Here is a 12,811-nt window from a genome sequence, read left to right on the forward strand (position 1 = left end):
ATAGCGTTAAATAATGTAAAAATGCTGCTTTGAGCGAGTGTTTTCCGCTATTTATTGAAATTAACAACAAAGTGACAAATGCATGTCCGCTTAACCAAACATTTTGGCTATGTTTGCCGTTTTTGGGTGTTAAAATTGGGGTTACTTCGTGAATTTATTATAAAAAATGACCCTGTTAATAATAGAATAGCATGATAGCAGACATTAATGACAAAGAAATCAGTGGGCTTTATAAAACAGGTATTATTCAACAAACGGCTTATTGGTCTGCAGTAAAAAAAATGCAAGGTATACAATCGAAGGCGTTTAATTTTAAAACCAAACAATCCGATCTCTATATCGGAGTCAAAGACGATACCTATTTTATCGGTGATCTATTAATTATCATACAAGCCATAGATCAGGAGCATAGCATAGCTTATGTTCCTTACGGACCTGAGATTGAGCCTTCAGACGAAAATCAGGGTTATTTTTTGGAACAGTTATCGGAGAGTTTACGTTCTTATCTACCACCAAATTGCATAATGATCCGCTATGACCTATCTTGGGAATCACATTGGGCTAAAGAGGACGATTGTTATGATCTTCATGGTAATTGGCTAGGAGTACCGGAGAAACGTATTCAAGAAATGCGCTTTAATTTTAACACAGACAACTGGAATTTTCATAAAGCCAATACAGACATACTCCCTTCAAATACGATTTTTATGGATCTTAGAAAGGGGGAGGATATGTTGCTTGGAAATATGAAATCTAAGACGAGATATAATATTAATTTGGCAGAGCGAAAAGGGGTACGTGTGCGTTCACTTGGACTTGAAAGTTTGGAGATTTGGTATGAGCTTTATAGGCAGACAGCTCTACGAAACAACTTTTTCTTACATGATATCAGTTATTTTAAGATCGTTCTTTCTGCAAGGGCAAGTGATACATTATCTCCCGCAGATGTCTATCTTTTAGTGGCTGAAGTGGATAACCAGCCTTTGGCCGCTATGTTTTTGGTGATTGCGGCAAATCGGGGAACTTATCTATATGGAGCTTCTGCTTCCGAAAATCGTAATTATATGGCGACGTATGCTTTGCAATGGCGTGCGATGCAGCTTGCGAAAGAAAAAGGTTGTACAGAATATGATTTCTTTGGGGTATCACCACAGGCAGATCCTTCACACCCTTTGTATGGGCTTTATCGTTTCAAAACAGGATTTGGAGGTGAAATCTACCACCGTATGGGTTGTTGGGATTATCCTTTGGACAAGAGGAAATATCAGTACTATGCTTCAATGGAGTTTAAAAACCAGCGCTATCATTTGAGTTAGAAATTAGAATACCTCACCCAAGGTGAGTCTAACGCCGCGGTGATTTTTACTGATACCATAGTCTATGCCGATGTTGGTGCCAGAGTTTTTATTAAACTTAATTCGCGCACCTGCACCAGTGCCGACGTTCCAGTCCTCGAACATGGAGTTCTTTGGTCCATTTAATGTCGTAAAATTCATAAAGGCTACGAATCCAAATAAGCCGTTTTGAGTGATATCACGACGATATTCCGTTTCTAAATAGTAAAGTGATTTGCCACGAAAACGGCTAACTGGAAAGCCTCTTCCCGAACTATTGTATGGATCCCACCCTAAATTAGGAAGATCGAGATAGGGTGCTTTACTATTAAATACGGTCCAGAAGAAACTCCTTATGGCAATCATATTTTGTCGGTTTCGATCTTGGGTGAGCCTATGGTATCGTCTAACTTCAAGAAATAGCGATTTCCAATTCTGATCACTACCTAAAAATGTCGGATTTATACGGAACTGTAAATTGGCATAGTTACCCGACCAAGTATTGATCGAATTGGCCCGTGTATCGTAAATTAAATTGAAGCTGACTCCTGAAGACATGGTATTGTCTTTTAAATCTGTTCCATAAGGGTAGGAGGTGTAGTCTTCGAGCTTGGTAGCGCTCGTAGATTTGATATTCATTCTATAATCCAAATCATAACCAATCCCCATAAAAAGCCCCCCATGAATTCTTTTTAATGCGTGTTGGTATAGACGAAAATAGGTGTAGTCTAAATTAATCTGTTGATCGCCATGATGTTCTTTACCTATTCCCCAAGTTTCGTGCGGGTATTTTAGTAGTCGGATATCTCCATCGATAACCCATGTATTATCTTTTAACCAGATGTAAGACCGGATTGGCAAACCAAATCGTTTGCCAAAATTAGTATAGGGTGTGAATGTCATTTTGGACATATAGGTATCGGAACGATCTCCTAAATAAAATCCTGCTGTGGTACTTGTAATTAAGGCATGCCCTCCTCCAGGAACATTTGTCGAAAACGGTAAAAAGGAAAAATAGATTTTCTTTCCTGTACTATCGACAGTTTGGGGGGGCTTGATATTTAATATTTCTTTACCAATATCAATCAGGTCCCGTTGTTTACTTGTATCGGCGAGATGTTTGGTGGTTTCTATTTCATTGACGGGACGTTGTGCATATACAGGGGCGCCAAGTACAAGTAGAACCATCAAAATAGAACATTTAATATAAAAAAAATATACGCTATCGTAGTGTGTCATTAAAGATTGCAATCTAATAGGAAATAGACAGAATAACAATATTCAAACCAATATTTTATTCATTCTGTCACGTTTTGGCTATAAAGAGAATCGATTGGAAATTTCATTCACCTAGAAAAAAATATCATTTACCGATTTTAATGTAATGTTAATCTAAATGTAATGAAATCAATATATGAGTTGTCTTAACTTTGAATCAGAAAATAAATAAAAAAAAGTGCGCAACAAATTTATAGCGTAAGCGACAATAAAATGAGAAAATATACTAATACATTATAAAATTGAAAAAGATATGAAAACTTTAGTAAAAACATTTGTAGCAGCGGCAATGATTGCAATCTCTACTTGCTCAATGGCTTCAGTTAAACCAGAAGAACGCAATCTAATTACTGCTGATTTGGCCATCGATGAATACGTTGGTGCAATGACCGAAGGTCAAGTAGCTAATTTAGACAGGCTTTTTACCGCTGATTTTGATCAAAAGATTTGTGGTAAACAAGATTTGAAACATAGCCGTCATGAGATGATTGAATTTTTGAAAAAACAAAAAGGAATCAAGATGAACTGCAGAACAACAACACAGATCGTTGAAGAATTACCTGATTATGCCATTGCGAAAGTTACGATGCAATTTGATGGTTTTGCTAAAACAGATCTTATCACACTGGTTAAAGAAAACGGAACCTGGAAAATTTCTAAATCTGTAAACTCTTATAAATAAGAATTTACTGTCAAAATTGGTCGATTAAAAATAAAAAAAGGGTACTTAAGTACCCTTTTTTTGTGGAGCATATCAGATTCGAACTGATCACCTCTTCACTGCCAGCGAAGCGCTCTAGCCAAATGAGCTAATGCCCCTGCGTTATTTGGTGTCGCTAAGATAGTACTTTTTTGGATAAACAAAGCCCCTTTTTTATTTTTCTACTGTTTTTTGTAGGTCTGTTATTTAGTTTCTTTTTTTTTGACGACCTAAATGCAACATAATCAATGGTTTTATCTATTTGGTTCCTTACAGATATTTTTATCCTATTGAAAAACAAGAGAGTTTACCGGTATCCTTGGGGATAAAAGAAATGTATTAGTGTTCTCCTTTAAGCAGAGCTTCGGTTCGCTTTATCTGACCTTTATCTTTCCATGCATCATGTCCAGGAATAACCATATTAATTTCGGGATATTTTGTCAATAACCTCGCTAGGGATGGCTTCCAGGATTTTATATCCCCATCTGCCGTAAATCCTAGATCCTGGGCTTCGGAGCTTTTTATAAAACAGCCACCGTCTAGAATCTTATATTGAGGAAACCAGACAACAACATTGTCCATGGAGTGTCCGGCACCAAAAAAGTTCAGAACAAAAGATTGTCCCCCAATTTTATATGTTTTATCGGTTGCAACAAGATGAGTGGCTTGGGCTTTGTGATTTGCCTTTAGCAGGTCGTTCGTCATTTTCGTTGCGTAGGTTGGAATTCCAATGCGATTGTAATAGGCAAAACCACCTGCACGGTCTTCGTGCCAATGCGTTGCGTACACGGCAATGACCGGTAAATTATGTTTTTGTTTGATACTGTCCAATAGTGGTTGATATTGTGTAGAATCCCATGGCGTATCAAATAGAATAACGCCTTTTTTTGTTATTAAATAGAGCGCATTAGCAGCATATTTGGTGCCTTCAAAATTATTAAAGGTGGTATAGAGGTATAGTTGCGAATTTATCTTCTCTATTAAAAGAGGTTTTTCTTGCGCTTGTAGAGATGGGGAAAGACCGAGTAAACCAATGCTCAGGCATACAGCAGCAAATGTTGTGCGCATATGAGGAGAAAGAAGTGGGATCATATTTTTGAATGTTATTGCATTAACGTTAGAACAACATGATTATTATTTTTTCAAGACCTTATCAATACATTTTTTAGGTAGACTGAACAAAGTCTTCGCGATAAGGAGTGAACGAATCGATCAGTTCACCCTCCTCAAGACATTCACATCCATGAACCAATTGTGAATAGATGATACAAGAGTCTCCTGCAGTTAGGATGCGATCAACACCGTCAATATGGTATCTGAATGTTCCAGCACTAACATAAGAAATCTGCGTGTGGGGGTGTTGATGAAGTGCACCGATGGCCCCTTTTTTAAAACGAACTTTCATGAGCATGAGTTCATCATTAAAAACGAGTATTTTTCGCATTACACCTTCGCCCAAGTCCGTCCATTGCTGTTCGCTGTCGTGTAAGAATATTTCGCTCATCTAAATGTTGATTTATGAATGTTTCGATTGGAAAACGCTCTGTTTTTCAATTATAGCAAAAAAAAACGAATTTACGGCTAGATCCATTGCTTCCTTAGAAGGATATCGATTTGCTTTACAAAATTTGGCAAAGGATGAGATGAAATAAAAACCAGATAGTCCAAATAAACGAAAAAACAGTTATTTTGTGCCCGAGCAATATGTATATTCCACTATGAATTATTTCGACGAGCTTATTACTTTATTACATGAAGAGCAGCAATTTGATAAATTACAACATGAAAATTTGTTGTTGAAAAGTAGTTTGAATGAACGAAGAATGCAAGGCGTCACCTGGTTTCCGATTCAGATAACAGATACGGAGCTTGGAAGAGGAGATTATTTGTCTGTTAACTTAAATCGAACAAATCATTATGAGGTCGAGCATAAGTTTCGCTTTGGTATGCCAGTATGCTTGTTCTCAAATCACGATCCAGACCAAGATCGAATAGAGGGCATCATATCTTCGATCAATAGGGATGGAATGCGAATTTCTTTTCGTGTAGATGAACTTCCAGAATGGAGCAGAAGAGGGAAGCTTGGTGTTGATTTGTTATTTGATGAGTATTCCTATCGAGAGATGTTCAATGCATTGGAGAAAGGAAAGGAATTGAGCCGTGATGCAAAGCAGGGTAGTTTAGTGAGAAGATTAATCGGTGAAGAGGTCATTCCGATTGCTTCTATTGGAGAATTCTTTGAGCATCCCAGCTTAAATATGGGGCAAAATAAAGCAATCCAGCAGATATTGGAAGCAAGTACCGTGGCTCTTTTGCATGGGCCGCCGGGTACAGGGAAAACAACAACATTGGTTCAGGCCGTGAAGGCATTGCTAAAACAGTACAACAAACAAGTATTGGTTGTTGCTCCTAGTAATACGGCAGTTGATCTGTTAACCGAGCGTTTAGACGCTGCTGGAATTTCAGTCACAAGAATCGGGAACCCCGTTAAGGTTTCGGAACATCTTCAAGAATTGACTCTTGATGCAAAGATTGATCGACATCCCGCAAATAAGGATATTAAAACACTTCAAAAGCAAGTGCGGACGTATACAGAGATGGCTCAAAAATATAAACGTAATTTTGGGAAGGCTGAGCGGGAGCAAAGAAAAGCATTGTTTGATGAAGCGCATCGAATCAGAAAAGATGTTGATAAGATTCAAGATTTTATCAGTGCAGATGTTTTGGACAAATCGCAGGTAATTACTGCAACTTTGGTTGGATCAAATCATGAGGTTATCCGCAATCGTAGCTATGAAACAGTCATTATTGATGAGGCCGCACAAGCATTAGAGCCTGCTTGCTGGATCCCCATATTAAAGGCAAATCGGCTTATTTTGGCGGGTGATCATAATCAATTACCGCCAACAGTAAAATCGAGTAAGGTAGCTAACCATGGCCTGAGCCATACATTATTCGAAAAATTGGTAAACCATAATCCGCAATTAGTTTCTTTGCTAGATGTACAGTATCGCATGAATGAACAAATTATGGAATACCCGTCCGTAGCCTTGTATAATGGTTTGTTGAGAGCAGATAGTACAGTGGCACAGTGGAGCTTAGCAGTAGATACTGAGCCTGTCTTATTTATCGATACAGCGGGAGCGGGGTTTGAAGAAACAGAAAGTGACGGCGCAATCTTCAATCTAGGAGAAGCTCATTTTATTAAAGCTCATCTGAACGACCATATTGGGGCTTGGAAAGCTTCGTTGAGCATTGATGATAGCCTGAGCATCGGGGTGATTGCACCGTATCGGAAACAGGCAACTTTATTGAAGGAGGTATTGGATGAGGGAGACGAGCTGCGACCTTTTAATGACTTGATTAAAATACAGACAATAGACAGTTTTCAAGGACAGGAGAAGGATGTTATTTATATCAGTTTGACCAGAAGTAACGCCGAACAGCAGATTGGTTTTTTGTCTGATGTCCGCCGGATGAATGTGGCAATGACTAGGGCTAAGAAGAAATTGGTTGTTATTGGAGATAGTGCTACAATAGGTTCACATCCGTTTTATCGTGAATTTATAGCGTATACAGAAGCTATAGGTCACTATCACAGTGTGTGGGAATGGGATATTTCGGCGATATAAAGCAAGATGCCACTTCATATGAAGTGGCATCTTGCTTTATATGAAGTGGCATCTTGCTTTTAGTTCGTTTTGCTAATAACGATTTACCCCTGTTGACCGCTCCGTATTAAGAAGTGAACTTCATCCAATCCGTGTTCTCGTCATAGTTCTTAAGAGGTTCGGCATTATTATTATTCGATAATTGACCTACCAACATATAAATATCCATACTCACGTGTTGACGTGTTATTTCAGTCATCTTATCATTGAACCCGGCATTGTTAATTTGTAAAACATACTGAAAACAAATGACGCGGGCGATTATCTTTCCAAGTGTAAGCAGTTCGCGCTGCTTCGGCTGTAGCGGAAAGTCAAAATTCAAGATTGATGAGAAAAATGGTGCTGCAAATTCAGTTGAGCTATATTTTTTTAAGAACGACAATAAGTTGCTTTCTTTGGTTTTGCGCATAAGTTTACCGATCGCTTCAGCCACCTGAGAATAAAGCATTTCATTTGACCCCTCAAAGATTTGAAAGGGTCTACTGTCTATGAGGCCACGACCTGCAACATGGTCTAACCTGTAGCCATTTGCACCGGATAGTTGCACACATATTTGCGCGGCTTCATGCATCAAGTCTGTCACAAATGCTTTCACACTATTGGCATCCACACCATAGGCTGAAAGGTCGTTATGGATAGAGCTGATCGAGACACTGTATGAACACATTGCAGAACACAATGTAAATGCAGCCTGTATGCGCGACAACTGAAATTTAACAGCGTCTAATTCATTTAAACTAATACCCGCTACACGGCGTTCAGAACAATGGGTCATGGCCTCATCCAACATCCGTTTTATAAAACCCATACCCATTCCAGGGAACTGCAATCTGCTGCGGTGGAGGGTATCTAACATCAATTTAATTCCTGTACTTTCCGGATTTAGTTTATGATCCGCGGGAACATTGATATCAATGTTGTTGACACCATAAGGAATTGCATAGAGACCAAGGCTATTGTATTTCTTTGTGACAACAATCTTTTGTTCTTCGACGGCGTTCTCTGTGACAAAGAAATCTATATCCCGCACCAGTTCTCCATTTTCGTTTTTCTTGCGCGCTGTTACGAGCCAAAAGTCTGCAGCTCCAGTAAGACCTTGCCAATGTTTTTCACCTTTTATATAGTACTTATCGTCCCTTTGTTCGTAAGATGTTCGCATATTGAGTGCGTCACTGCCGTATGCCTGTTCCGTAATCATTAGTCCCCCCATGGCCTGATTTTCCAAAAATTGCTGGAATACCCTCTCTTGAAGTAAGGTGTTGCCGTATTTGGCAAAAGGTTCCAAAAATAGTGCAATATTAATCCCGAAGATTAGCGATAAAGATAGTGATTCATAAGAAGCTGCTGCCAGTACGCCCAAACATTCTTTTACATGAAGACCACGACCACCGTGATGTTCGGGGATAGCAACCGACAAGGGTTGCATTTTCATGATCTCTGCTAAAAACTCAGGCGGTAGCCCGCGTGTTAGACTGAGCGAGTTGTAATCATACTCTTTATTAAATAAGCTTGATAGCCTAGTTTTAAAATCTGCAATATACAAATCGAAATCTTGGGTTATATTGTTGTGTTCTGAAACCTTAAGCATCTTTAAATATGTAATTAAATGATGGAACAATGTAAATTGAACATTGAGAATAATAGAGTACTACCGAATTGAAATTCTCTTTTGCTTCAATGACTTACACAAAAATAACTGCAATGAACTTGATTCTCTTGTGTACTTTGGTATAAAAGATAGGACAAATCGTGCATATTAAAAATCTAAGTTGCTCTGTTTCGATAAGAAGTAGGAGAAACGCCAACTATTTTTTTGAAAAGCCGTGAGAAGTAAGAAGGATCAGAAAAATCCAATTCATAACAGATGTCTGCAATACTTTTAGTGGATTCAAACAACAGAAATTGACTGTGCATAATCAATACTTCTAGGATGAGTTCTTTGGAAGATTTTTTAAATACTGAAAATACACAGCGATTAAGGTAGTTTGTAGATACTGCAAGTTTGTCGGCGTAGAATGAAATGTTTTTTTGCTTTTTGAAGTTTTTGTGCACGAGTTGTTTGAACATCATCGCAATTTCTTGCCTCCGATTGAGGGCCTGATTGGAGGAAGAAAGTTTGATGATTTTTAAAATTGCCGATTTTAATAAATTTTCAAAGAGTTCTCGATAAGGTAATTCCGAAAGCAGTTCATTATAAAGTAATCTAAAAAGTTCCTGGAGATCACCGCTGTCTTGTGCAGTTAAGTTAAGTAAGGGGGAGATATTAAAGATATTCAAAATCTCCTGTTCCCTGAATATAGAAGTCATTGCATTGTCGTTGATCAAAACGCAATGCCCTTTCGCAGATTTATCGACAGACTTTATTGTTGAGATATTACCATAATTGCTGATAAGGATTGCCGGAGCCCGAACGACATATTCTTTGGCACCGATCTGATGTTTAAAATAACCTTCTGTTATATGGACGAGGAGGTTGTAGCCCAAGAAAATCGGCGGAGTAGGGAATTTAATGTAAGGAGCGATTTCACTTAGCTGAAATATTTTGATCGGCGATTGCTGGTAGCGAAGATGCTCCAAACTACCTGTCATAAAACGATCTACAAATTCACCCGCATTTACCTGCTTTTCCATGATCAATTATTAGTGTAAAAATTTAGTAAGCCACAGTCTCTGAATGTCATCTATTGTTTCATGGGTGAATCATGCTACCCAATAATATTCCAAAGTTAGCTGGATAAAACTTGTTTATCAATTTTAATAAATGATTTGCTAAAATAAAGCTTTATCCTTAGTTTAGTTTTTCGCAATCGGATAAATAGCTTGCTGCTCGGGGGCTATATTTTAATAGTATAAACCAAATGAATATGAAACCATTGCTCATTTTAATGTTGACGCTTTTCCCTTTCACAAATGTAGCTGCACAAATTGCGTTGGATTATTGTAATGATCGTATACAAACCGGCGCCGAACAGACCGAGCGATATGTTCCCTATTTAATGAATAAACGCGTTGCGATATTGGCCAATCCGTCTACGGTTATTAAAGGGAAACATCTTGTTGATAGCCTAATTGCGCGAGGTGTGCAAATTGTCAGAATATTTGGACCCGAGCATGGATTTCGTGGAAATGCAAGTAATGGGACTGAAGTGGGAGATGAAGTCGATCCCACAACTAAAATTCCTATTGTGTCTTTGTATGGAACTAAGAAAAAGCCGACAGCGAAAGATTTAAAAGATATTGATCTGTTTATTTATGATGTGCAGGATATGGGTGTAAGATTTTATACCAATATTAACACACTTCGAGATATTATGGAAGCCTGCGCCGAAAATGATAAGGAACTCTTTATTTTAGATCGCCCAAATCCCAATGCCTATCTTATTGATGGACCTATTTTGGAAATGGAATATAAGTCGGGTATCGGACAATTCCCTGTTCCTATTGCACATGGGATGACCACAGCTGAATTTGCTCTGATGATTAATGGAGAAGGCTGGATGGCAACTCAAAAGAAATGTAAATTGAAGATTATTCCTGTCGCAGATTATGATCATAGTATGCTTTATAGACTGCCAGTCAATCCTTCGCCCAACCTAAATACGGAACAAAGCATACTCTTATATCCAAGTACTTGCCTTTTTGAAGGTGTAAAAGTAAATCATGGCAGAGGCACCGATTATCCTTTTGTTGTAATTGGTAGCCCGATTTATAAAGGTGTATATGACTTTTCATTTGTCCCTGTCAGCAAAAAAGGAATGAGCGAATCACCGCTGTTTATGAATGAAGAATGCTATGGAATAGACCTGCGTAAGTATGATCTCCAACAGCTTGTCGCTAGTAAAAAAATAAACCTGTCGTGGATGATAGCACTTTATCGAAATTCCCCAGAGAAAGAGAATTTTTTTGATCAATCATTTTCCAAGCAAATTGGCAGTATTGAAAAGCTTGTAGGTGTAGGTTTATTTCGTAAGCAAGTCGAAGCTGGTGTTGCGGAGGATGAAATCCGAAAAAGTTGGGAGCCGGGCCTAAGTAACTACAAAAAGATCAGGAAGAAATATCTAATCTATCCCTAATAAAAAGGCTCTCTGGTTCTTATAGAGAAATGTGGATAGCTCATTAATTTTATAACGAAGTGGAATAACCCATAATCTTAAATTAAATGTAGTGATGTTTGGATTAAAATACGATTGGCGCCCGATTATTATCCTATTTTTTACCATAGTAGGTTTTTATCAATTGCGGGCGCAGCAGCTGGCTAGGAGCCTAGATCGTCAAAATTATATCGCACAATCCAACATCAGTTTAAATCCCGCATTGAAATGGAAATTCAAAACAAATGGAAGGCTGTTTTCTTCGCCCATCATTTGGGAAGACATCGCTTTTGTCGGGTCTTGCGACAGTAATCTTTACGCATTGAATAAAACTAGCGGTAATATACTTTGGAAGTATAAAACCGCTGGTGAAATTCGGTCAACTGTTGCTGTTGATGCTGGAGTAGTGTATTTTTTAAGCGCTGATGGCTACTTTTATGCCTTGGAGGCCCAGACAGGACGTAAATTATGGCAGTTTTCAACCAATGGTGAAAAGAGCTATGATGTATGGGACTATTTTCTCTCATCTCCGGCAGTTGCAGATGGCGTCGTCTATTTTGGATCTGGAGATCACCATATTTATGCCTTAGATGCTAAATCTGGAAAACTTGTTTGGAAATTCCTGACTGGAGGAATTGTGCACGCAGCCCCGACGTTGACACGAGAGCATGTTTTCATTGGTAGTTTTGATGGTTTTTTCTATTGTTTGAAAAAAGATGGTACCCTAAATTGGAAGTTTAAAACAGTTGGCGAACGTTATTTTCCAAAAGGCGAGATTCAGTTTCATGCCGTAGTCGCCGACAATACAGTCTATTTCGGTGCTCGCGACTTTAATGTATATGCGCTTAATACCACGAATGGAAGTGGTTTTTGGGTATATCATCAACCGGGAAGCTGGACAAGTGTTCCTAGCATTTTTGACGAAAAGCTTGTCGTAACCATGTCGGATTCCTATAGTATACTTGTTTTAAATAGAATGGACGGTGTGAAAATAGTTGAACCTAAAGTGCCTTTAAATACATTTAGTAGCGCCTCTATCGTTGGTAATGAGGCCTTTTTTGGGACAATGGATGGTGTAATTTATCGGTTGAACATTAAAAACGGAGAAGTTGTACCTCTTTTTCAAACGGAGTCAAGTAAAAAGAAAAGGCAATTGTTTATAAATGATGAAAATGTGCTCCGCGCCGATCTGCAACAAAAATATAAGGATGATATTACACGGCTGTTTGCAGACTACCTACAGATGGGAAGTATCTTTTCGACAATATGGATTGATGAAAATCGGCTTTATTTTAGCTCCGCAGATGGTGCCATCTATGCATTGGAATAGCAAGTACGCACTTTTACAAATCGTAGCAGGGCTTACTTTCTCAGTATTTTTTCCATGGATTTACCTTTGGCCAGTTCATCAATTAATTTATCGAGATAGCGAACCTTCTGAACCAGCGGATCTTCAATATCCTCGATGCGATAGCCGCAGATTACACCTGTGATCTTCGAAACATTTGGGTTTAAACTTGGTGCTTCTTTAAAGAAATGTTCAAAGTCAATTTTATTGTCAACCGCTTGCTGTAGTGATATTGGACTGTAGCCGGTTAGCCAGAAAATGATTTCGTCAACCTCTTCTTTTGTGCGTCCTTTTCTTTCGGCCTTTTGTATATAAAGTGGGTATACCCCAGCAAATGACATACGATATATTCTTGTATTATCCATTTTTATGCGTTGATTTTATTAAAG

At 38.4% G+C, this 12,811-nt stretch carries 11 protein-coding genes and 1 tRNA gene; 5 read left to right on the forward strand and 7 right to left on the reverse strand.

What is annotated here, in order from left to right; all coding sequences use genetic code 11:
- Positions 1–191: 191 nt before the first annotated feature.
- A complete protein-coding gene (locus AAH582_RS08345) occupies positions 192–1,316 on the forward strand; it encodes a lipid II:glycine glycyltransferase FemX (RefSeq protein WP_343321804.1) in 1,125 nt (374 codons plus the stop codon).
- 3 nt (positions 1,317–1,319) lie between these two features.
- Here AAH582_RS08345 and AAH582_RS08350 read toward each other — a convergent pair whose 3' ends face one another.
- A complete protein-coding gene (locus tag AAH582_RS08350; protein ID WP_343322353.1) occupies positions 1,320–2,522 on the reverse strand; it encodes a hypothetical protein in 1,203 nt (400 codons plus the stop codon).
- A gap of 343 nt (positions 2,523–2,865) precedes the next feature.
- Here AAH582_RS08350 and AAH582_RS08355 point away from each other — a divergent pair, with 343 nt between their 5' ends.
- A complete protein-coding gene (locus tag AAH582_RS08355; protein ID WP_343321805.1) occupies positions 2,866–3,294 on the forward strand; it encodes a nuclear transport factor 2 family protein in 429 nt (142 codons plus the stop codon).
- 63 nt (positions 3,295–3,357) lie between these two features.
- Here the strand turns inward: AAH582_RS08355 and AAH582_RS08360 are convergent.
- The 3 genes from AAH582_RS08360 to AAH582_RS08370 form a co-directional block, all read right to left on the reverse strand.
- Positions 3,358–3,431: transfer RNA gene (locus AAH582_RS08360), tRNA-Ala, on the reverse strand.
- Between the two features lie 220 nt (positions 3,432–3,651).
- Positions 3,652–4,380, reverse strand: coding sequence for a BlaB/IND/MUS family subclass B1 metallo-beta-lactamase (bla, locus tag AAH582_RS08365; protein WP_430459044.1), 729 nt, complete (start codon positions 4,378–4,380; stop codon positions 3,652–3,654).
- 97 nt (positions 4,381–4,477) lie between these two features.
- The gene (locus AAH582_RS08370) at positions 4,478–4,816 is read right to left on the reverse strand and encodes a cupin domain-containing protein (protein WP_286754307.1); all 339 of its coding nucleotides are present in this window, start codon (positions 4,814–4,816) and stop codon (positions 4,478–4,480) included.
- A 214-nt stretch (positions 4,817–5,030) separates the two neighbouring features.
- Between AAH582_RS08370 and AAH582_RS08375 the strand changes: the two genes are divergently transcribed.
- Positions 5,031–6,944 carry an AAA domain-containing protein gene (locus AAH582_RS08375; protein WP_343321807.1) on the forward strand — a complete coding sequence of 638 codons (1,914 nt, stop codon included), beginning with the start codon at positions 5,031–5,033 and terminating at the stop codon, positions 6,942–6,944.
- Positions 6,945–7,050: 106 nt separating this feature from the next.
- Here AAH582_RS08375 and AAH582_RS08380 read toward each other — a convergent pair whose 3' ends face one another.
- Both AAH582_RS08380 and AAH582_RS08385 read right to left on the reverse strand, forming a co-directional pair.
- A complete protein-coding gene (locus AAH582_RS08380; RefSeq protein ID WP_046675678.1) occupies positions 7,051–8,571 on the reverse strand; it encodes an acyl-CoA dehydrogenase family protein in 1,521 nt (506 codons plus the stop codon).
- A 176-nt stretch (positions 8,572–8,747) separates the two neighbouring features.
- A complete protein-coding gene (locus tag AAH582_RS08385) occupies positions 8,748–9,614 on the reverse strand; it encodes a helix-turn-helix domain-containing protein (protein WP_197084130.1) in 867 nt (288 codons plus the stop codon).
- 233 nt (positions 9,615–9,847) lie between these two features.
- On the opposite strand from AAH582_RS08385, the gene AAH582_RS08390 reads away from it, so the two are divergent.
- Together AAH582_RS08390 and AAH582_RS08395 are read left to right on the forward strand one after the other, a co-directional pair.
- Positions 9,848–11,056, forward strand: coding sequence for an exo-beta-N-acetylmuramidase NamZ family protein (locus tag AAH582_RS08390; RefSeq protein ID WP_430459035.1), 1,209 nt, complete (start codon positions 9,848–9,850; stop codon positions 11,054–11,056).
- Positions 11,057–11,150: 94 nt separating this feature from the next.
- Positions 11,151–12,404, forward strand: coding sequence for a PQQ-binding-like beta-propeller repeat protein (locus AAH582_RS08395; RefSeq protein WP_343321809.1), 1,254 nt, complete (start codon positions 11,151–11,153; stop codon positions 12,402–12,404).
- A gap of 32 nt (positions 12,405–12,436) precedes the next feature.
- Here the strand turns inward: AAH582_RS08395 and AAH582_RS08400 are convergent, their stop codons facing one another.
- Positions 12,437–12,787 carry a DUF2200 domain-containing protein gene (locus AAH582_RS08400; RefSeq protein WP_046675681.1) on the reverse strand — a complete coding sequence of 117 codons (351 nt, stop codon included), beginning with the start codon at positions 12,785–12,787 and terminating at the stop codon, positions 12,437–12,439.
- Positions 12,788–12,811: the final 24 nt, after the last annotated feature.

Source organism: Sphingobacterium multivorum (assembly GCF_039511225.1).
Taxonomy (GTDB): Bacteria; Bacteroidota; Bacteroidia; order Sphingobacteriales; family Sphingobacteriaceae; genus Sphingobacterium.

Coding starts and splice junctions, on each gene's coding strand:
- AAH582_RS08395 (WP_343321809.1), top strand. CDS start 11,151: ATGTTTGGATTAAAATACGATTGGCGCCCGATTATTATCCTATTTTTT.
- AAH582_RS08400 (WP_046675681.1), bottom strand. CDS start 12,787: ATGGATAATACAAGAATATATCGTATGTCATTTGCTGGGGTATACCCA.
- AAH582_RS08370 (WP_286754307.1), bottom strand. CDS start 4,816: ATGAGCGAAATATTCTTACACGACAGCGAACAGCAATGGACGGACTTG.
- AAH582_RS08355 (WP_343321805.1), top strand. CDS start 2,866: ATGAAAACTTTAGTAAAAACATTTGTAGCAGCGGCAATGATTGCAATC.
- AAH582_RS08345 (WP_343321804.1), top strand. CDS start 192: ATGATAGCAGACATTAATGACAAAGAAATCAGTGGGCTTTATAAAACA.
- AAH582_RS08380 (WP_046675678.1), bottom strand. CDS start 8,571: ATGCTTAAGGTTTCAGAACACAACAATATAACCCAAGATTTCGATTTG.
- AAH582_RS08350 (WP_343322353.1), bottom strand. CDS start 2,522: ATGGTTCTACTTGTACTTGGCGCCCCTGTATATGCACAACGTCCCGTC.
- AAH582_RS08390 (WP_430459035.1), top strand. CDS start 9,848: ATGAAACCATTGCTCATTTTAATGTTGACGCTTTTCCCTTTCACAAAT.
- AAH582_RS08385 (WP_197084130.1), bottom strand. CDS start 9,614: ATGGAAAAGCAGGTAAATGCGGGTGAATTTGTAGATCGTTTTATGACA.
- bla (WP_430459044.1), bottom strand. CDS start 4,380: ATGCGCACAACATTTGCTGCTGTATGCCTGAGCATTGGTTTACTCGGT.
- AAH582_RS08375 (WP_343321807.1), top strand. CDS start 5,031: ATGAATTATTTCGACGAGCTTATTACTTTATTACATGAAGAGCAGCAA.